At 45.6% G+C, this 18,479-nt stretch carries 23 protein-coding genes and 2 tRNA genes; 3 read left to right on the top strand and 22 right to left on the bottom strand.

Going from position 1 to position 18,479, the window contains the following annotated elements:
• Positions 1-86 precede the first annotated feature (86 nt).
• The gene (gene edeQ, locus ODZ53_RS05915; protein WP_016743538.1) at positions 87-524 is read left to right on the top strand and encodes an edeine self-resistance N-acetyltransferase EdeQ; all 438 of its coding nucleotides are present in this window, start codon (positions 87-89) and stop codon (positions 522-524) included.
• 156 nt (positions 525-680) lie between these two features.
• On the opposite strand, the gene ODZ53_RS05920 is transcribed toward edeQ, so the two are convergent.
• From ODZ53_RS05920 to ODZ53_RS05980, 13 genes are all read right to left on the bottom strand, one after another.
• Positions 681-762: transfer RNA gene (locus ODZ53_RS05920), tRNA-Leu, on the bottom strand.
• A gap of 44 nt (positions 763-806) precedes the next feature.
• Positions 807-891: transfer RNA gene (locus ODZ53_RS05925), tRNA-Tyr, on the bottom strand.
• A gap of 97 nt (positions 892-988) precedes the next feature.
• On the bottom strand, positions 989-1,297 hold the full coding sequence (locus tag ODZ53_RS05930; protein ID WP_016743537.1) for a hypothetical protein: 309 nt from the start codon (positions 1,295-1,297) through the stop codon (positions 989-991).
• Positions 1,298-1,363: 66 nt separating this feature from the next.
• The gene (locus ODZ53_RS05935) at positions 1,364-1,930 is read right to left on the bottom strand and encodes a thioredoxin family protein (RefSeq protein ID WP_016743536.1); all 567 of its coding nucleotides are present in this window, start codon (positions 1,928-1,930) and stop codon (positions 1,364-1,366) included.
• A gap of 27 nt (positions 1,931-1,957) precedes the next feature.
• On the bottom strand, positions 1,958-2,128 hold the full coding sequence (locus ODZ53_RS05940) for a YycC family protein (RefSeq protein ID WP_015891498.1): 171 nt from the start codon (positions 2,126-2,128) through the stop codon (positions 1,958-1,960).
• A 95-nt stretch (positions 2,129-2,223) separates the two neighbouring features.
• Positions 2,224-2,658, bottom strand: a complete 435-nt coding sequence (locus ODZ53_RS05945; protein WP_372676303.1) for a hypothetical protein — start codon at positions 2,656-2,658, stop codon at positions 2,224-2,226.
• Positions 2,659-2,734: 76 nt separating this feature from the next.
• Entirely contained in the window at positions 2,735-3,160 is a 426-nt protein-coding gene (locus ODZ53_RS05950) for a hypothetical protein (protein ID WP_372676304.1), read from the bottom strand.
• A 144-nt stretch (positions 3,161-3,304) separates the two neighbouring features.
• Entirely contained in the window at positions 3,305-3,502 is a 198-nt protein-coding gene (locus ODZ53_RS05955; RefSeq protein WP_064199207.1) for a hypothetical protein, read from the bottom strand.
• Positions 3,503-3,673: 171 nt separating this feature from the next.
• Positions 3,674-4,207 (bottom strand): TlpA family protein disulfide reductase, encoded by a 534-nt coding sequence (locus ODZ53_RS05960; protein WP_064199206.1) that lies wholly within the window; start codon positions 4,205-4,207, stop codon positions 3,674-3,676.
• Between the two features lie 23 nt (positions 4,208-4,230).
• Positions 4,231-4,941 (bottom strand): cytochrome c biogenesis CcdA family protein, encoded by a 711-nt coding sequence (locus ODZ53_RS05965; RefSeq protein ID WP_015891503.1) that lies wholly within the window; start codon positions 4,939-4,941, stop codon positions 4,231-4,233.
• A gap of 229 nt (positions 4,942-5,170) precedes the next feature.
• Positions 5,171-6,400: an efflux RND transporter periplasmic adaptor subunit gene (locus tag ODZ53_RS05970; RefSeq protein ID WP_372676305.1), complete on the bottom strand. Its 1,230-nt coding sequence runs from the start codon at positions 6,398-6,400 to the stop codon at positions 5,171-5,173.
• Between the two features lie 28 nt (positions 6,401-6,428).
• Positions 6,429-9,566 (bottom strand): efflux RND transporter permease subunit, encoded by a 3,138-nt coding sequence (locus tag ODZ53_RS05975; protein ID WP_015891505.1) that lies wholly within the window; start codon positions 9,564-9,566, stop codon positions 6,429-6,431.
• A 123-nt stretch (positions 9,567-9,689) separates the two neighbouring features.
• The gene (locus ODZ53_RS05980; protein ID WP_372676306.1) at positions 9,690-10,040 is read right to left on the bottom strand and encodes a MarR family winged helix-turn-helix transcriptional regulator; all 351 of its coding nucleotides are present in this window, start codon (positions 10,038-10,040) and stop codon (positions 9,690-9,692) included.
• Between the two features lie 155 nt (positions 10,041-10,195).
• Between ODZ53_RS05980 and ODZ53_RS05985 the strand changes: the two genes are divergently transcribed.
• Positions 10,196-11,431: a sensor histidine kinase gene (locus tag ODZ53_RS05985; protein WP_372676307.1), complete on the top strand. Its 1,236-nt coding sequence runs from the start codon at positions 10,196-10,198 to the stop codon at positions 11,429-11,431.
• Positions 11,428-12,114 (top strand): response regulator, encoded by a 687-nt coding sequence (locus ODZ53_RS05990; protein WP_064199203.1) that lies wholly within the window; start codon positions 11,428-11,430, stop codon positions 12,112-12,114. The genes ODZ53_RS05985 and ODZ53_RS05990 overlap by 4 nt, the downstream gene beginning before the upstream one ends.
• An 11-nt stretch (positions 12,115-12,125) precedes the next feature.
• On the opposite strand, the gene ODZ53_RS05995 is transcribed toward ODZ53_RS05990, so the two are convergent.
• From ODZ53_RS05995 to ODZ53_RS06035, 9 genes are all read right to left on the bottom strand, one after another.
• Positions 12,126-12,635, bottom strand: coding sequence for a hypothetical protein (locus ODZ53_RS05995; RefSeq protein WP_372676308.1), 510 nt, complete (start codon positions 12,633-12,635; stop codon positions 12,126-12,128).
• A 192-nt stretch (positions 12,636-12,827) separates the two neighbouring features.
• Positions 12,828-14,354, bottom strand: a complete 1,527-nt coding sequence (locus tag ODZ53_RS06000; RefSeq protein WP_199927817.1) for a two-component system sensor histidine kinase NtrB — start codon at positions 14,352-14,354, stop codon at positions 12,828-12,830.
• A gap of 360 nt (positions 14,355-14,714) precedes the next feature.
• On the bottom strand, positions 14,715-15,044 hold the full coding sequence (locus ODZ53_RS06005; protein WP_372676309.1) for an antibiotic biosynthesis monooxygenase family protein: 330 nt from the start codon (positions 15,042-15,044) through the stop codon (positions 14,715-14,717).
• A gap of 47 nt (positions 15,045-15,091) precedes the next feature.
• Positions 15,092-16,000 carry a hypothetical protein gene (locus tag ODZ53_RS06010; RefSeq protein WP_199927815.1) on the bottom strand — a complete coding sequence of 303 codons (909 nt, stop codon included), beginning with the start codon at positions 15,998-16,000 and terminating at the stop codon, positions 15,092-15,094.
• 87 nt (positions 16,001-16,087) lie between these two features.
• Positions 16,088-16,750, bottom strand: a complete 663-nt coding sequence (gene thiE, locus ODZ53_RS06015) for a thiamine phosphate synthase (RefSeq protein ID WP_372676310.1) — start codon at positions 16,748-16,750, stop codon at positions 16,088-16,090.
• Between the two features lie 3 nt (positions 16,751-16,753).
• Positions 16,754-17,377 (bottom strand): thiamine phosphate synthase, encoded by a 624-nt coding sequence (locus ODZ53_RS06020; RefSeq protein ID WP_372676311.1) that lies wholly within the window; start codon positions 17,375-17,377, stop codon positions 16,754-16,756.
• Positions 17,361-17,723 carry a hypothetical protein gene (locus tag ODZ53_RS06025; protein WP_173605190.1) on the bottom strand — a complete coding sequence of 121 codons (363 nt, stop codon included), beginning with the start codon at positions 17,721-17,723 and terminating at the stop codon, positions 17,361-17,363. The genes ODZ53_RS06020 and ODZ53_RS06025 overlap by 17 nt, the downstream gene beginning before the upstream one ends.
• Positions 17,724-17,806: 83 nt before the next feature.
• Positions 17,807-17,938 (bottom strand): hypothetical protein, encoded by a 132-nt coding sequence (locus tag ODZ53_RS06030; RefSeq protein WP_255413062.1) that lies wholly within the window; start codon positions 17,936-17,938, stop codon positions 17,807-17,809.
• Positions 17,939-17,993: 55 nt separating this feature from the next.
• Positions 17,994-18,410, bottom strand: a complete 417-nt coding sequence (locus tag ODZ53_RS06035; protein ID WP_199927811.1) for a DUF3054 domain-containing protein — start codon at positions 18,408-18,410, stop codon at positions 17,994-17,996.
• Positions 18,411-18,479: the final 69 nt, after the last annotated feature.

Below are 18,479 nucleotides of genomic sequence, written 5' to 3' on the forward strand. Positions count from 1 at the left end.
CTATTGATTTTGACTTTCTTTTCACGTAGGATAAAATGTAATATATTGACAAAATAATAAATCCCCGGAAGGATGAATGTGATTAGATGTCTGTGACACTTCGTGAAGTAACTTTGGAAAACTGGGAAGAGTGTATTGAACTGGAACCTACTCCCGAACAGAGCGAGTTTGTTGCCCCAAACCTTTACTCCATTGCTGAATCAAAGTTTCAAACTACATTTGTTCCTTTGGCCATATACCATGATGACACGATGGTTGGCTTTGTCATGTATGGGCTTGACCCTGACGATGGAAATTACTGGATTTACAGACTCTTAATTGATGCGAAGTACCAACGACTAGGCTATGGACGTACTGCCATTTCACAAGTCATTGAGATCCTGAAAGCAAAGGAAGATTGTCAAAAAATTGTCATTGGCTATGCCCCAGCCAATGTCGCAGCCGAAAACCTTTACGCTTCGCTCGGATTTCAAAAGAATGGCATGGTTTTGTTCGGCGAGACGATTGCAGAATTGAACTTTTAAGCGAGTTTTCATTACCCAAAAATGAAACAGCGGCGACCTAAGACATGAAAACCAAGTCTTAGACTCGCCGCTGTTTGAATTGTTTCCCGTATAGTAAAAAAGCACACCATCCATGTGTCTGTAAACATCATGGTTAGTGTGCATTCGTTTTTGATATGGTGCCGGTGAAGGGACTTGAACCCCCACGGTTTCCCTCACGATTTTGAGTCGCGCGCGTCTGCCATTCCGCCACACCGGCAAATGAACTATGAATAAGTTAACACATCATCGATAGAAAATCAATGGTGGGGAGAGACGGATTCGAACCGCCGAACCCGGAGGGAGCAGATTTACAGTCTGCCGTGTTTAGCCACTTCACTATCTCCCCACAATATGTGCTGTCTATCTTCTGCTATTCTCTTCAACCAGAAGCGACATTTATTAATTTATCATGAACTTTGTTTGACGTCAACATATTATTTTGATTAACTCTCTTTTTTCGCCAAGATCTCCTGTGCCCACTCGTGAAAGACGCGCAGTGCCTCATCTACTTCTTGAAAGATCGCTTCTCCCTCACAGGAGTATTCCGGGAAGTCAAGTATACGGTTTTTGCGAATCTTCACTTGCCCTTCTTCACATTTTATCTCCAAGAAGTAGGGAACAGCTTCATCTATTCCATAACTGTTTTCTAAAAATTCGTAGGTACGTACCCACTCCAAAATTCGAACTTCCGATGCTTTTAAGCGAAGCACCTGCTCCAAGGACATAATCGTTTCATTCCCGTAGTAATACATGTTATTCAGCCCTTCTGCATGAAAATGGACGGAGCCGTGACTCCGCCCTGTTATGGATGCAATAGATTAAATCGAGGAAAGTAGCTCTCTCAGCTCTTTGACAATCACTTGCTGGTAGCCAGTGCCTTCTCCATACTGCTCGAGCATTTCGGCACGCGCTACTTTAATCTTGTCTTCATAATCCGTGGCGTTTCGGTCCGGGTTTTGTTGTTTGAAAGCCGTCATGACAGCTTGGACATGCTTCGGTCGTGGTCCCCATTTTGCCAGAACATGTCCACCCGTGTCTGCGAAAATAACAACAGGGATCGCCCGACCGCCCATCGTAAGAAACTCATCCATGAGATCGAGGTGTTCTTCCATTACCATAATTTCCACTGGCATGTCTGTTTCTTTCAAGGCATGCAAGACGACTGGCAAGTTGCGAACGACGTCGCCACACCATTCCGCAGCCAAAATCAAGCATCTGAGGTCATCACGATGCTGGAGAGAAGCAAAAAACGCACGGTCTTGTTCATCCTCCCATGAAAATGCATCCGACCAGTTTTGGTATGTATCCTGATTTTTCGTCATGCTTTCCACAAACGCTTGTGGCTTGAGCCCCGTACGGAATTTATGTGCTACATTTGCCCCCATCTTTTCTCCCCCTTTTGTATCGCTGGCCTATTCTTGGTTTTTATTCGCTGCTTCGTTTGCTTCCTTTTCTTGATTAGCCAGCTCCATCATTTTTTGCAACAAAATATGCTGCGGCATGTGCATGAGGCGTTCCAAGGGTACCTGAAGTGCTTCCGCCAGCTTGACAGCCGTCTCCGGTGATATTTGTAATGGACGCATTTTTGCTCCTTTCCCTTGCTTTCATCAGTCCCTTCAGTATAATACACGGTTGTTAAAGCTGCCAGCATGCAAGCTATAAGTAGGTATTTTCATAACTAATATTCCCTTAATTTCTTAGGTAGTTGACTAAATATAAGTTCAACTAGTTCTCCAAGTGGTGCCCACTCCTCATCAGGTTCACACCACCACCGAATTTCAATTTTATTGAATCCTCTATTTACTTTTAGTATGAAAGAATGTCCATCTAGTCCCATACTATATCTTTGAGGAATAATACTAATCTTTGACTCACAAAGTATCTCCTCTATTTTTTCTGCTATACTTTGCTCAATTGGGACTTCTAACACTTCATATGGCTCCATGAATGAAAACGTAGCATACCTAATCGAATATTTTAATTTATCTTCTGATTCCTTTGTATGTCCAAGATGTAAATATATTTCATTAAAACTTGATGGTGAAAATAACAGTTCAAGCATTATAGAAAAATTTGGCTTAGACAACGCTTTGTATTGCTCAGACAAAATCATAGAATTTTGCATCCTTTATATTACTCTCCCTCTCTGGCTTCTCTAGCCTTCTTCAAATCGCATTACCCACTCCTTTTTATAGTTGCTCTTTTTCATTGCTTATTTCAATACTAGCTACCTTGTCTCCTTTTAATAGCACTCTTAACGATGGATAAAAATTATAATAGAATGCAACGTCTATATTTTGCTTTTCGTAGTGCCACAATGGAAAAGGCGTAGAGTTTAATATTCCTTTACTTGTTGTCTCCCCAAGTAGTTTTCGTACGGCTTCTGCTGAATCCCCAATATGAATAACCCCAAATGAAATATTCTCTTTAGTTAGTTCTCCTGAGCCGATTTCGCTATCGTCTTTTACAATCTTCATTTTTTTAAGGAGGTCTTCTTCAATTGTAACACTCCCATTTGAAACAGGCTGCACTTCAACATTTGAGCTGGTAGCAGCCGAAAATCCACCAAGTATTAAAAGTACTACTATACTCAAAAGTGCTTTTACTTTTGTCACATTCCCCCACTCCTAACTCCTCATAAAAACTGAAAAAAGAGCCACCCATAGGCAGCTCCAATTTTGAGACAGGCTGTAGAGCCCTTCTCACTTCGAAGGGACTCTCTCTCGTGAACAGAAGATTTCGCTCATAGAAAAGACAAGCTATTGCTTTTGCTTAGTGAGGATGCATGGTACACCAAAGCCGATCGCGCCGGGCTGGGACATCTGTTCCAGATATGCCAACCCTCGTGCACATTGCTGTTTGCATACTTGACATGTTTGGGACGTTACGATTCTTAGCTGTACTTGATTGGGGTGCTGTCGTGTATTCTTCTTCTTTACCTTTTTGCCCTTGGCCATCCGTTTTCCTCCCTTTGCCCTAGATCACTCCAGTCTATGAAGGAGAACACCACCGCTCTTTAGGCAAGCATACAAAATCAAGATCTTCGCCTGCAAAATGGGCCTTTTCATACGTGTCACAAATAGAAAAAGCCGCGGGAGAGTTCTCCCCCAGCGACTTATGTGCCTTCCTTATGGCTTTGGACTTAACAACTGGCGCAGTTCCAGCTCCAGTGTAGGAGCATCAACCATGCCGATGATCTTTTTTCGTACGATCCCATCCGCGTCAATCAAGTAAGTCGTTGGGAATGCCATCACCTTGTAACGGTTCGACACAGTTCCAGCGACGTCCATCGGTATCGGAAATGTCAGCTTATAGTTGGTGACGAAGGCCATGGCTGCTTCCGGACTGTCATTGCTCGTGACGTTCACACCATACAGATCAACCTGTCCGCCGTATTTTTCATAGACTTTTTGTAAATCAGGCGCTTCCAGCTTGCATGGTCCACACCAGGAAGCCCAAAAATTCAAGACCAATGGTTTCGCCCTTTTGCCTTCTACCTTGTACGTCTGCTGATCCAATCCTGTCAGTGTAAAATGAGGAGCCGCAAAGCCAACTTCCGGTTTTTGAACCTCTGCTACGATTGCGGCTGTTTCTTGAGGCTTTTCCCAAACAGCAAGTCCGACCCCCAATAATACGATCACCGCGAGCAACAGCTTTTTCATTTTGTCACCTCTGCCCTACTGAGTTAGAATCCCGTAAAGCCTCCGTACATTTGAATGAGAACGCGTGTAATATCCGTCAGTTTATCTGTATACAGAAGAATACCGAACAAAATCATAATGGCTCCTCCGATTTTCATAAACAGATCGGAATACTTCACAATCGCTTTCACCTTACTGATGAAGAATGTCATGACAAAAAACGGAATGGCGAAACCAAGTGTATACGCCAATGTGTAAGCCAAGGCGCTTGAAGGATTGGATACACCCATGACGATAATGCCAGAAAGAATGGGTCCCACACAAGGTGTCCAACCAGCTGCATACGTCATTCCCACCAGTATGGACCCAGTATACCCCAATGGCCTCGATTTTAAATCGATTTTAAAAGAACGCATCATCCAATCCATTTTAAACACGCCAAGCATAACAAAGCCAATAACAGCAAGCAAAATACCGCCCAATTGACGAATCAAGTCCTGCTGGTCGGTGAACAAGCTTCCGATCCAAGATGTAGACAGCCCAAGCGCAACGAAAATGATCGAAAACCCGACAATGAAGAAAAAGGTATGCAAGAAGGCTTCTTTGCGAAAAACCGCTCTTCCTTTCTTTACTTCATCAATCGTTACTCCAGTTATGTAAGACAAAAAGGACGGATAAAGCGGCAGGCAGCAAGGAGAAATAAACGAGAGAAAACCTGCTGCAAAAGCCACAAACACAGTAATATCGCCAGTCATATGTACCTCCGCTGGGTATTTTATCCACTATCTTCTCATTGTATCGAATCTTTGCCCCCTTCAAAAGTAGCAATGACACTTTGTCTTAAATCCGTGACAATTTCCTTTTCATAATTAGATATATAAAGATAGCTCATGATTCGCTCTGTATCCATAATATGGCCGAGTACTTCCATTGTACACAAAAAAGAGACGGATGTACTCCGTCCCTTTCTTGCTACTCTTTTTCTTACTGAATCGTAACTTTGCCGCCATCTTGGAGCAATGTTTGCCCTTTTACCACGATCTTATCGCCGGCAGACAAGCCTGTCAAAATTTCGATCTGATCACTGGAGGATTTGCCCGTAGTGACCTCGACTTGTTTGGCAATGTCACCTTCCAGCTTGAATACATACTGTTTGCCATCGCGATCAAAAACGGCACCGCGCGTTACAACGATCGATTTTGCTCCGCTTTCCCCAACCGATGGGAAGGTCACATTTACAACCATATCGGACTTCAACTCATTGGATGGGTTTGGAATCGTAATCTCCACTGGGTAAGCCTTGAGCTGCGAATCCATGACTGGACTCATCGCCGTTACTTTGGCATCAATCGTTTTTCCTGTAGATTGTACGTTTACTTTTACGGTTGTTCCTACTTTTACTTTTGTGATATCAGCTTCTGACAGATTTGCTTTTACCAGAAGTGGATTCGTGTTAACGACAACCACAACCGGCTGCTGACCTGCCATTTGGCCAACTGCACCGCTTACGCTGGAAATATATCCGTTGATCGGAGACGTCACAGTTGCATTCGCCAATTGCTCACGAGCATTCTGCAGACTTACTTGTGCTTGCTGCACAGATGCTTCAGAAACTTGCACGCTCGTTTTTTGCCCAGCTGATTGTAAAGCCTGCTGTGCGTTATCATAAGAAGTCTGTGCTGTTGTCAGTTGGGAGTTTGCCTGTTCCATCTGCTGTGCGGAAATTGCTCCTTGTGAAAAGAGCTGTTGCATCCGCTGCTGGTTTACTTTTGCATCCTGAAGGGCAGTTTCTACCTGCTTCAAGCTATTTTTTGCTTGCACCAAGCCTTGATCTGAACTGCTGCCTGCTTGGTTTAAGCTGGCTTTTGATACATTGTAGGCTGCTTCTGCTTGCTTGACACCGTTCACCAGATCTTTTTCATCGAGCTTGAACAATACTTGACCTTTTGTCACGTATTGTCCCAGTTTCACTGGCAGGGAAGAAATTTTCCCGCCCATTTTCGGGGAAACTTGCACTTCCTCACTCGGCGCCAGCTTTGCCGTGAGACCAGAATCTGATACTACTGAGCCTGTAGCGACGGTTTCAATCTGTACAGGGGTTGCGGCGGCTTCCACCGTTTCCGTAGGCGGCGTTTCCGCTTGCGGGCTGGAGCACCCTGCCACTAGAGTGATGGCCAGCAATGCCAAAATGACGGGTTTTTTACTTCGTTTCATGTATGTCCCTCCTCTTCCCACAAACGTCTTACGATTCCAAAGCGGGATTGATTTTCTTTTGTTTCTTAGCAAGTTTCTTTTCTAGTTTCAACTGGCGCTTCAAGCGTCTCTTTTTCCCTGCATCATCAAACCAAGAAGCAACCACAGGAACCAGAACCAGTGTAATCAAGGTAGAGAATCCAAGACCGAAAATAACCGTCACGGCCATTGGTGCATTCGTCTCAGATCCGGCGCCGCCAGAGAACGCAAGTGGTCCAATCGCCAGAATCGTGGTGAGTGTCGTCATCAAAATCGGACGAAGACGAATCGGCCCAGCGTGCAGGATCGCATCAAACAGCTCCATACCTTTTGCACGCAGTTGGTTCACGTAGTCGATCAATACAATCGCGTTGTTCACGACCAGACCGATCAACAAAATGTATCCGATCAAAACCCCAACGCTGATCGTCGTGCCTGTCACCAATAGTCCAAGCAGAACGCCTGTAACGGTTGGTGGCACGGAGAACATGATGATAAATGGGGTGTATAGCGATTCAAACTGCGCAGCCATTACCATATAGAGCAACACGACTGACAGGACAATCGCGAGAGCAAGGCTACTGAATGATTCCATCATTTCTTCACTTTGCCCGCCAAAATCGACTGTGTAGCCATCCGGTAAGTTCAGCTTCGAAATTTTCTCTTGCACTTCCCGTGTGACAGAGCTCAGGTCACGCCCTGCCAAATCACTTGTTACTTGAACTTCACGGCTGGAGTTGGCACGGTTAATCGATACGGGCACATCTATCTTATTGATAGTTGCAACTGAGGTCAATGCGATCTGTGCCCCACCTGGAGCGGAAATTCGCAAATTGTTCAAGAAGTTGATATCTTCCTGATACGATTTCGGCAGCTTGAGGTTGACATCAATCTCATCATCACCCGTGCGATAGTGCGTTACCGTTTGACCTTGGAAGGAAGTTCGAACACTGGAGAGAATTTGTCCTGTCGTCAATCCGTACAAGCTCGCCTTCTCAGCATTGATTTTCACTTCCAGCTCTTGTCTTGATTCTTCCAAGCTGGTTGTTACGTTACTCGTACCAGGTACCTTCTCAATCTCGCCTTTAATAATACCACTGATGTCTTTCAGTACGGCCAAGTCATCCCCGCTCACCTTCAATTGAATGGGGGAACCTGTAGACATACCGGCTGGTGCACTTACCTTAATTTCTGGTCCGGCAATATGCTTCAGCTTTTCCTGGAGATCCATCACAATTTCATTGGAGGAACGTTTGCGCTGGTCGAGATCTACCAGCATCAGGGTGATCGTTCCCTGATTGGATGACAATGTGCTCGCTATCGGTGATGCATTGCTACCAACCGAAGTCGCTACAATTTTCTTCTCCGGAACCGTGTTGACAATTTCTTCTACTTGTCTGGTTACTTTCTCGGTTTCAGCCAGAACCGTACCATTCGGCATTTTGATGGAGATATTTACCTGACCTTGGTCCATGGCTGGGATAAACTCTGCCCCGATCATCGGAGTTAATGCGAGAGAGCCCACCATCAGAACAACCGAAGAAATCATGACTGTTTTACGATGGCCCAATGACCATCTTAACAATCCTTGGTAGCCTTTTTCTACTTTGCTAAATCCAATGTTGAACCAAGTAACCGGATTAATTCCACGATAGTTCTCATGATGCGTATGCGACGGAATTTTTTTCAAAATTCTAGAACTCAGCATCGGCACCAGCAAAATGGAGAAGACAAGCGCCGCAATATGTGAGTAAACAACCGTCAATGCAAGTGGTCCAAACAACTCAGAAGCAATACCTTCCGTGAGGGCAATCGGCAAGAATACGCAAATTTGCGCCAAAGCCGAAGCCATTACTGCCGTACCTACTTCTTTGGAACCATCCAAGGCCGCTTCCATCATACCTTTTCCCTGTTCCCGATGACGGAAAACATTCTCGAGCATAACAACCGCAAAGTCAATCAATGATCCTAATCCCAATGTCAAACCGGAAAGGGAAATCAGGTTGATCGTCTGTCCTGACATGTACATCAGCAAGAACGTAGCGACGATCGATACAGGAAGAACGATGACCGCAATAACCATGGATCGCAAGCTGCCCAAGAAGAAGAACAGCAAGATCATACCGATACCGCCACCCAACAGGGCATGTTCAGCGGTCGTGTAAACGGAATCCTTAATGTAGGTGGATGTGTCTAGAGTTGTAATGATTTGAACGCCTTCTGGCAGCTCGCTTTTGATTTTCTCCAGCTCAGCTTTTACATCATCTGCTACTTCAATGGTGTTTCCGCCAGAAGCTTTTGTCACTCTAATACCCAAGCTAGGTGTTCCATTCACGTAACTCATTTGCGTTACATCTTGATGCGTGTCCTTTACCTGGGCAATATCGCTGAGCCTGATGGAGTTTCCTCCGACAGAAATTGGTGTCAGCGCGATTTGATCGACATCAGCAAACTCACCTTGTACACGGATGTTGAGCTTGGCATCACCCTCGCGTACCGCTCCACCGGAACCTGACAAGTTGCTGCCCTGTAGAGCCTGCTGAACTTGGTCAAGTGACAAACCATACGCCGCCAGTTTGGCTGGGTCGACGGTAACATCGATAATCCGGCTTTGTCCACCGCTGATGGAAGCAGATGCGACCCCATCAATACGCTCCAGACGTGATTGGATCATATCCTCTGCCATCTTTTTCAATTTGTTGATATCTTGCTCACCCGTCACCGCAAACTCAATGATCGGTGTACTATTCGGGTCAATACGCAGTACGCGTGGCGCTCTGGCTGAGTCAGGCAAAGAACCACGGACCTGATCTACCTTCTCCCGCATGTCGAGAGTCGCCTGATCAAGGTCTGTCCCCCAGTTAAACATGAGGATAACCTGCGAGGCGCCTTCCATCGATACCGATTGTATACTATCTAAATCGGATACCGTTGCAAGTGCGTCCTCAACCGGCTTCGTAACTAGTTTTTCAACCTCACTTGGAGATCCGCCGTCTACGGATGTAACCACGACAGCAACCGGGAAGTTCAGATCCGGCATGAGATCAATCGCCAAGCGAGGCAGAGAGACGAAACCAAAAATCAGCATGGCCAGAGTCAACATAATCATGGTGACCGGGCGTTTAATCGATAGTTCAGAAAGATTCAATCCACTCACCTCTTTTTTATATATCTGCTAATTTTTTGTGAGAAATAATTCGCATAACGAAATGAACAAGGTAAATCTCACACAACATTTCGTTTAACGAAATATAAAGGGGTGAAACCATTTTTAAACGGTTTGTGAATTTCCCCATTTCACGTCTCGCTGTTGGTACACACGCTCTGTCAGTGACACCCACACAACTCGTCGATCTGCTTGGTCCCGGAATCTGCGTACCAGGTTTTCCTGCTCCAATCGGTTAATAAGACCGGAAGTTGTGCTGTATGAAAGACCGACAGTCTTACTTATGTCCCCCATCGTTTTTGGCCCGTTTCCAAGCTGCTCCAGAATCAAGACCTGTTGCCAGGTTACATCACTTGTATCCAGCTCTTGCTCAGAAATCGTGGTAAACAAAATACTGGCTTCTTGCAGGAGTTTTGCCAACTGAATCAGTTCTTTCATGAGATCCTCCCTTGCCATCCTTACTTACCCACTCCACACCCATAATTAGTCGTTTATTTCCCAAAAATAATTCTACTGAAAAGTATATGTAGTGAAGTCTACCCAGGGGTAGATTTCTGACAGGGATTTATCTATCTGGAGATAGACGACAACGCATGCTAGAATGAAGTTAAGTGATTATCCGGCAGAGAAAGAAGGACTTTTCATTGTTAAAGATAATGATGAAAGCCATACAAAAACGTTTGCTGATCATGTGGTTTTCCATCTTACTTGTATTAGCTTTGCTTCCTGATTCATTTAAACGGGAAACTCCGTTGCAATTTTCCCTTACCATTGTACTATTTATTTGTTACCTTGTGGTATTTTGGACTTCCAAGAAAAAATGGAAGCCTTTCCAATTCGAATTAGTGGCAGTCGTGCTTGGAATCGTTTCCTTAGTAAAATCTCTCACCTTGGGGGGAGAGGGCTTCGGCTTGATGCTCCCACTCGCTGTTTTTATCGGTTTTCACATTCATGGACGCCGAGCGTTGGCCTATGCTACTTTTTTTGGTACGTGCAGTACGCTTTTTTTATATTTTGAAGAAAACCTGAGATTCACGCACATCATCTCTTATATTCTAACGTATGTGGGTTGCTATATCGGTGCACGTGGCTATCGGATTCAAAGAGAAGCATACGAAACCAACCAACAGCACCTGGAGCAGCTGCAAAAAACACATACAGAGTTGCAGGAGGCACACTTACAACTTCAAGAAGCAGCGCTTCATTCCCTTCAAGTAGCGGTTCTGGAGGAACGAACGAGAATTGCTCGTGATATTCACGATGCTTTGGGTCATAGTTTGACTTCACTCATTGTCCAGCTACATGCCTTGAAGTATATGTTGCAGGATGGACCTGACAATGCACAAGAAGCCGTTCGCAACATGCTTGGTGTTGCGAAGCAAAGTCTGGAGGATATTCGCACATCTGTCCATACACTGGCTCTGGATAAAACCTCCTTGGGACTAACGCCTCTGCGAGCTCTTTTGTCGCAGGCTCAAAAGCATACAGGAATAAAGATGGAGCTGATATGCTCCGACCTGGACATCCCGCTCTCTCAGGAAATGACGATAACGTTTTATCGAATCTTGCAAGAAGCGATCACCAATTCCTTACGTCATTCTGACGCAAAAGAAATTCTCGTCATCATTGAACAAAAGAAGGATATCCTTTTGTTGTCCATCCGAGACGATGGAAGCATCACGAGCGACCAAAAAATCAAACCTGGCTTTGGCCTAACTGGCATATTTGAACGGATTCAACTATTGAACGGAACTCTCGCGTACCGCATTCGAGAGCCCCACGGATTCCAACTCGATTTCAGCTTTCCGATTCACCAGACTGAACCAGAAAGGAGCATGCGAACATGACCGTTAAACAAAAAGAAGGAGCCATTCGCGTGGTCCTAGTAGATGACCAAACCATGATTCGCCAAGGTTTAGGTTATGTCATACAAATGCAAGCCGATATGGAAGTAATTGGGGAAGCATCCGATGGTGTAGAAGCAGTAGAGCTGATTGGCTCCCTCGCACCTGATGTCGTTTTGATGGATGTTCAGATGCCCAACAAGTCGGGTATTGAGGCCACAAGAGAAATCATGCTACAGCATCCTCGCACGAAGGTATTGATCCTCACCACCTTTGACAATCACAATTACGTGGTGGAAGGGATTCGCGCGGGAGCGGTTGGCTATATGCTAAAAGATGCCGACTCTCAGGAAATGCTTGATCTGATTCGCAGAGCCCATCAGGGAGAAGCCCTCTTCCACACCGTAACAGCCGCAAAAGCCCTTGCCGAAGCTCTGCAAGGTCAACGTGAGACACCTGATTCGACAACCACCTCCCAATCAGTCTTGCTAGATGAACTCACGGATCGGGAGTTAGATGTACTTCAACAGATCGCAGATGGCTATCGAAATGATCAGATTGCGCAAAACTTGTTTATATCTGAAGGCACTGTCAAAACACACGTGCATCGCATCTTGCAAAAAATGGGTGTTGAGGATCGTACACAGGCAGTGGCAAAAGCTCTGCGGCATAAAATCGTGAAATAAATCAGACAGTTTTAGGCAGGAGGATGAAGTGGAATCAAGTTTCCATCCTCCTGCTTTATGCTGATGGAAACCCCTTCGCCCAGCTGTGCGCAAGACATCGCTTCAAATACGGCAGCCGCCGCTTTCTTCGTATCGATCACCTGGCAAATTACTGCCAACGTCCTCTCGCTGTCTTCCCCACCGTCACTGTGACCATTCCCTGTCTTTCCCAAGCATTCGTCCAGCAGCTGTTCGATCAAATAGCGCATTTCAATCTCTGACTCACATAAATGGGGAAAGCGAATGATCATTGGATGGAAATCGTTCTCTTTCATGACCTGATATCCTTGTTCTTTCATCTCTTCTGTCCAGCTCTGCAAAACCTCATCAGGTCTTCCCTCGATCTGTTCCGCTACTACAGCAAAATACTCGCCAATTTCCCCGACATTTCCGTAATGAACGGTATAAAGATGCTCTGATTCCTCATACCAAACCTCCCAGTAGCTCCACCTCATTTCGTTTTTTTTCAGCATCCGAATCACTGTTGTTCAACTCCGTTCAAATTGTAACCGTTTTGTAAATTATTCCACTGATCGACAGACCTTGACAACAACTTACAAAAAGATTGATTCGAAAGACTTGCAACTTTTTATTGAATAGGACTATTCGCTCATTTAAACATAAAAAAAGACGGATATTCGATCCGTCTACAGTCACAATCCTATTTTGTTTTTTTAGGAAATGGAAAGAGGTAAACGTATCTCAAAGCGGGCTCCTTTCCATTTCGGAGAGTTTTCCGCATAGAGTTCGCCACCGTGATCCGCGATGATGCGTTGTGTCGTAGACAAACCTAACCCCGTTCCCTCTTGTTTGGTCGTATAAAAAGGAACGAATAAATTTTGCAGGCAAGAATCTGATAGACCAGGTCCGTTGTCTTCCACAACAATGATTACTTGATTGAGAGAGGAGTACACCTTCACATGAACGAGGTTGCCTTGGGTCATCAATGCTTCAAGCGCATTTTTCAAGATGTTTAAGATAGCTTGCTTGATTCGTGAACGATGACCAAACACATGCCACTCGCCTTGTGCAATGTCCAGCTCTAGCTTGATTCCTCTTCGATTGGCTTCTGGCTCCAGTAAACGAATGACGCCATATAACTCGTCCATCACTAAGAAACGTTCCGATACGATTTTATCATCCCTGTACCGTGCCAAAACAAGGACATCATTCAATAGCCCATCAATGCGTTCAATTTCCGTTAAGATAACAGAAAAATAGGATTCACTACGATTTGCTTCCCCTTGCTCCCGCAATAACTGAATGAAGCCCTTGATGGCTGTCAGTGGATTCCGAATCTCATGTGCCATCCCGGCAGCCAATTGCCCCACTGCTGCCAGCGCTTCACGCTTGTTCAATTCTTCTTCGTACTTTTTGCTTTCCGTAACATTCCGAAGAACGGCGATCGCTCCCCACATCTCTCCACCGTAATAAATGGGGCTCGTACTCACTGTCGTCCATTTGCCTCTGTATTCCGCAACATAATGGCCGGACTGCCCGCGTTCAATCACCCACTGGACAAAACGCTCGCTTACATGAGGGCGAAGGGCATGATCAATGTTTTCACCAATGAGTTGATTCCGATCCACGCCATATAAATGACAGACCGCGTAATTCGCCTCAATGACTCTTAGCTGGCGGTCAATCATCAAAACGGCAATATCACTAGACTGTAGAACCAATTGGACAAGCTCTTGTTCAGCGAGCATTGTTACATTTTCTGCTTTGGTGTCACTTGTAGGAGAAGTTGGTGTTTTTTCAATTGGAAATTGATGCGAATTTTTGTTGAAGACATCGTCCATTTGTTGCAATATGTAGTCCATCGATTGATAGAGACGAAGCTGTGCTTGCAAAAGCTCTACTCGCTCCATTTCCGTCGTGGCAAGAGAAAATGCGTTGTTATTCATTTCTTCAATAATAACGTCTCGACACTTGCGCAAAAATTGCTGTAAATACGTAAGATTCATTCCGAGCAACGAAAATTGGTACGCCATTTCGCTCCATTCTCGCTCGAATGCACACGTGTCGACTGCATTTACTACTTCAATCCATTTCGTGATTTGCTGAACAAACAAAGCCTCTGTATTTTCGCGGTCTTCTAGAAGCAAAGCAGAGTAATGATGATCTGAAAGAAAGGAAAACGTCTTGGCCACCGCCGCAGGGACCAAATGAGTAAGATACTTACTTATTCGATTTTTCAAAACACTCTGGCTCCTTTTCTCCGTGCTTCATTGAGGCTATCTTCCCAAGTATGTATAGGCTCTATTATGGACGTAAATGAGACAAGATGTAAAGCGGCTTGATGATATCCTGGTGCAGAGAATGACACCATCCAATCAGGTTCTCTTCTTATCCTTACAGACAAACAATCTCGGCTAGCATCCTATTATCGCGCGCTTTTATTGCCGCTTTCGGAGACCCTCACCTCCTAACCGTGTTTGACTGAAACCGCTTTCCCAACATTTTCTATCATATCACGATCGAGCATAAAAAGGTAAAGGATGTTTATTCGTCAACCAATCCAAAAAGCATCTGCCCCGGTAGAGACAAATGCTTTCGCTTTATGAATGGGACTTGACAGCGTAATTGCGCAAATCCGATTTTACCGGGCTATTTGGATTGGTTCCTGTATGCGCACGCTTGAAAGCCTCGCTTTCCGTCCAATTTTTAAACGATTCTTCATCTGTCCATTTCGTAAACACGATGTATTCGTCACCTTCCGTAGGTGCCAGGAAAAGGAACTCCAAAAAACCAGGAACCTCCTTCATCCGTTCTCCTCCATTACCAAATGCACGTTCCAAATGGGATTGGTAGTCTGCTGGTACAGTCAGTCTGTTCATGGATACATACATGATTGGTCGCACTTCCTTTTCATTGGGTTCATCTACCAATTTCCATTATACTACTCCTTTGGCGAAAAACCTAAAAACCGCAAACGCTATTCGCGCCTGCGGTTGATTTGTTGCTCGAGCATGATATCCATCAAGAGTGTATCCTGCAACGGATCTTTCGGGTCTGCAGTCAGTAAGGCAGCGACAGCGGCCATCGAACAACGAACGGATTGGTAGGAATAAAAGGCATCTCGCTCCGATTCACTGAACAAAGATATATCCGATCGCTCTTGGGGCGGATAGGGGAAGTCAGTCTCGACACCAGCACGATCGAGAACAATGAGTGCCTGTTTAATCGCAATCAATGCCGCACTGACACTAATTCCGTATTCTTGGCGTAGATCTTCCCACACCTGAAAAGCAGATTTTTCTACTCTTTCCTGATTGGAGCGCGTAATGATTCCTGTTTTGCGCCCTTCTTTCAATAACCAATCCACAAAAATATCGTTACGTGGAGGAAAAGCGTATACTTGCAGCTTCATTTCCAATTCTGTCGGGTTATCCTTGGCAAATCGAGCGTGAGCCAACGACATTTCGTAACGTCTGGACGGATGCCCAGGAACCGTGACAAATACCGTATCTTGTCGCACAGCTGCGATTTGCAGCTTGGTTCGCGCTGGTATCCTGCCTTGAGGTGCCTTTTCCCTACGAATATTACCAGGAATCAATTCTACGCCGAATTGATGGTATTCCAGCGGTGAATCTATCCAGGGAATGGGCTCTCTCGTCTGTATTTCGTATAGCCCGTTAAACGTCACCCATTCGCCGGGGCGGCGCTGACTGCGAACTAAAACAGCATGGATTTCCTTTTCTGGTGGCAATTCTGTATCTTGATCCTCCGGTGGGGGATGAATTCGCTTGTGTTCGATAAGAATGCAGTCGGTCATGAACAATCGCTCGAGCAATTCCCGCTTGCTCACCCATTCATATCCGATGCGGTAAATCCGATTTTTCATCGGCTTCACCTCCTTTTGATCGCCATTATTGCATCATCCTGGTTTGTTTCTATTACCCTACCTTATGTAATCGTCGCTTTGTCCGTGCTAACGAGTTCGTACAATCCGCTGAAGCGCTTGGGCTGCTTTTTCAGGTGATTCTGCCCGGCTGATCGCACTGATAATCGCGACGCCATCGGCCCCCGCAGCAAGCACTTCAGAGGCATTTTCCAGTGTGATACCACCAATCCCGACGATAGGCAAGTCATGACCGACAGCCTTGCGGATCTCCTCTAGCCCAACTGGTCCGATGGGCTCACCAGCATCTGCCTTGGAACGGGTAGCGAACATCGCTCCTACACCAATACAATCGACGCCACCGTTTTGGGCAGCGAGTGCCTCTTCGACTGTACCTGCCGAAACACCGATGTACATCTCAGAGCCAACTTTGGCTCGTACTTCTGACAACGTCATGTCATCTTGCCCAACATGGACGCCGTCTGCCTGCAAACGAATCGCCAGATCTACATCGTCATTTACAAAAAATACGGTATCATGTTCACGGCATAGCTGTTGCAACTGAATGCCCAACTCATATTGTTCCCGAGCAGTTAGCTTGCTTCCTTTATCGCGTAGCTGAAGCGTGCCCACTCCACCGCGCAATGCTGCTTCCACGGTTTGCACGGTCTTTTCACTGGAATACCCGCAATCCTGCGTACCAATGACAAAATATACACCCATCTTTTCTCGAAGTCTTTGTCTATCACGCATGCTTTATTTCCCCTCCCAACGATCCAATGCCTCTCGATAAGCGCTAGCTGCTGACTTGGCATCCGTTGCATCTGTGATCCCCGATAAGACAGCAATGCCCGCACAACCCGCTTCCAAAAGTTGCGCCGTCCGATCTGGTGTGATACCACCGAGTCCGATGATCGGCACATGCCATCTTGCCGTCATTTGCGCGAGTTCGATTGTTCCTCTTGGCACAAGACCCGGCTTCGAACCACTCGCAAAAATATGCCCGTAAAGCAAGTAATCGACTTTTGCAGCAATGGCTTCCTGTGCTTCCACAACGGAATGGACAGAACGCCCTATTTTTTGACCAGTCTTCAGTACCATTCTCGCTTCCACAGGAGACAGACTATGGTAGGCCAGGTGAGCACCAGCACAACCAGACGCAGCTGCCACGTCCACCCGATCATTCATGATCAAGGACGAAAGGGGGATAACATTCGACAATGCCTTTACCCAGTCCATGCATTCCTTTGCGGTACGCTGTTTTTCCCGTATGTGTAAAAAGTTCATACCACCTGCATAAGCAGCTTCTGCCATTCGCATTGCGTCATCAAGCGAATGTCGGCCGCTCGTAATCACATGCAGCTCACGAGTGCTTGACATTTGGTTGGACACCGCCTCCAGCGAGTGCTGTCACACATTCCTGTAGCCATTGTGTCGTTTTGTCTTCTTTGTCCGTAGGCGACTGAGCCAACAGCTCAATCACGAGACGACGCAAGAAAAATGCTTGTTGCACGGTAAGTGGAAAGGTAATATTTTTGGGCTTGGTTTCCTGTTTCTCCAACGTCTCTACACCTGCCAACAAAATATCCCCGATGGACTCCACAAGTTCGCGAATCTGCTCATTTTGATTTAATTCGTCATAGCAGCCATCATATAGTCTGCACAAAAGTAAAAACGCCTGTGACGACAAGGTCACCGGCTGTACATTCTGCATCGGTTCCGTCATACGTTTCCCTCCACTCGCTAGAAAAAAACAAAATCTATTATATCACATCATGACCTGTATCAATGAAGAAAACCGCTGATTGCTCAGCGGTCTTTTGCAGTTCCTTCATTTCGATCATTATGATTCGATTGTCGCAAATTTGTGTTGCGATCATTTTCATCCAGCGTTTTACCACGATTTTTCCCGAGGTCTTTGCTGTTGTTGTTCTTTCCCAATTGATTCACCTCCTACGTCGTTCATAGGATAGCGTAACCAATTCGGGTGACTTTATTAGCTGGTTGCCAGTAGTCTCTTGTGTTTGTAGATCGCGTAGCCGATGGCGAACGGTACGCGCCATCCAAACAAAAACGCCAGCGTGATGAAATAAGTCACACCTGCAAAAATAAGCGTAGTCGGTACATCTGTCCACCAGGAGCGGATCAGCAAGCCAATGGGTGCCGCTACTGTCCAAGTAATCAGTACTGATAAGAATTGTCGGCCCGCCGATTCATACGTTCGTTGTCCGTAGCTCTTGAAAAGCAGAATCGCGATAATCCATCCTACGAGGAAAGGCGCTAATGTTTCGATCATTCCCATGACCGTGACTGGGTAGTTATGAATGATTTTTCCGTAATAAACAAAAAGCACAAAGGCGATCAGATCCCCGAGCAACAATAAATAGCCTGGTGTCGACAAACGCAGTCTCATGTATACCCTCTTTTCCGGGTCTTGTCAGAGTAAACCCTCTTGGTTCACCCCTATTGTACACATGCTCTG

Origin of the sequence: Brevibacillus sp. BD137 (assembly GCF_041644655.1) — a bacterium.
GTDB classification, from domain to species: Bacteria; Bacillota; Bacilli; order Brevibacillales; family Brevibacillaceae; genus Brevibacillus; species Brevibacillus brevis_D.

Excerpts from the sequence above, each read along its gene's own strand:
- ODZ53_RS05970 (WP_372676305.1), bottom strand. The coding sequence starts at position 6,400 with ATGAAACGAAGTAAAAAACCCGTCATTTTGGCATTGCTGGCCATCACT.
- ODZ53_RS05955 (WP_064199207.1), bottom strand. The coding sequence starts at position 3,502 with ATGGCCAAGGGCAAAAAGGTAAAGAAGAAGAATACACGACAGCACCCC.
- edeQ (WP_016743538.1), top strand. The coding sequence starts at position 87 with ATGTCTGTGACACTTCGTGAAGTAACTTTGGAAAACTGGGAAGAGTGT.
- ODZ53_RS06025 (WP_173605190.1), bottom strand. The coding sequence starts at position 17,723 with ATGACGGAACCGATGCAGAATGTACAGCCGGTGACCTTGTCGTCACAG.
- thiE (WP_372676310.1), bottom strand. The coding sequence starts at position 16,750 with ATGCGTGATAGACAAAGACTTCGAGAAAAGATGGGTGTATATTTTGTC.
- ODZ53_RS05945 (WP_372676303.1), bottom strand. The coding sequence starts at position 2,658 with ATGATTTTGTCTGAGCAATACAAAGCGTTGTCTAAGCCAAATTTTTCT.
- ODZ53_RS05990 (WP_064199203.1), top strand. The coding sequence starts at position 11,428 with ATGACCGTTAAACAAAAAGAAGGAGCCATTCGCGTGGTCCTAGTAGAT.
- ODZ53_RS05930 (WP_016743537.1), bottom strand. The coding sequence starts at position 1,297 with ATGTATTACTACGGGAATGAAACGATTATGTCCTTGGAGCAGGTGCTT.
- ODZ53_RS06035 (WP_199927811.1), bottom strand. The coding sequence starts at position 18,410 with ATGAGACTGCGTTTGTCGACACCAGGCTATTTATTGTTGCTCGGGGAT.
- ODZ53_RS05980 (WP_372676306.1), bottom strand. The coding sequence starts at position 10,040 with ATGGCAAGGGAGGATCTCATGAAAGAACTGATTCAGTTGGCAAAACTC.
- ODZ53_RS05940 (WP_015891498.1), bottom strand. The coding sequence starts at position 2,128 with ATGCGTCCATTACAAATATCACCGGAGACGGCTGTCAAGCTGGCGGAA.
- ODZ53_RS06020 (WP_372676311.1), bottom strand. The coding sequence starts at position 17,377 with ATGTCAAGCACTCGTGAGCTGCATGTGATTACGAGCGGCCGACATTCG.
- ODZ53_RS05960 (WP_064199206.1), bottom strand. The coding sequence starts at position 4,207 with ATGAAAAAGCTGTTGCTCGCGGTGATCGTATTATTGGGGGTCGGACTT.
- ODZ53_RS06010 (WP_199927815.1), bottom strand. The coding sequence starts at position 16,000 with ATGAAAAATCGGATTTACCGCATCGGATATGAATGGGTGAGCAAGCGG.
- ODZ53_RS05965 (WP_015891503.1), bottom strand. The coding sequence starts at position 4,941 with ATGACTGGCGATATTACTGTGTTTGTGGCTTTTGCAGCAGGTTTTCTC.
- ODZ53_RS05935 (WP_016743536.1), bottom strand. The coding sequence starts at position 1,930 with ATGGGGGCAAATGTAGCACATAAATTCCGTACGGGGCTCAAGCCACAA.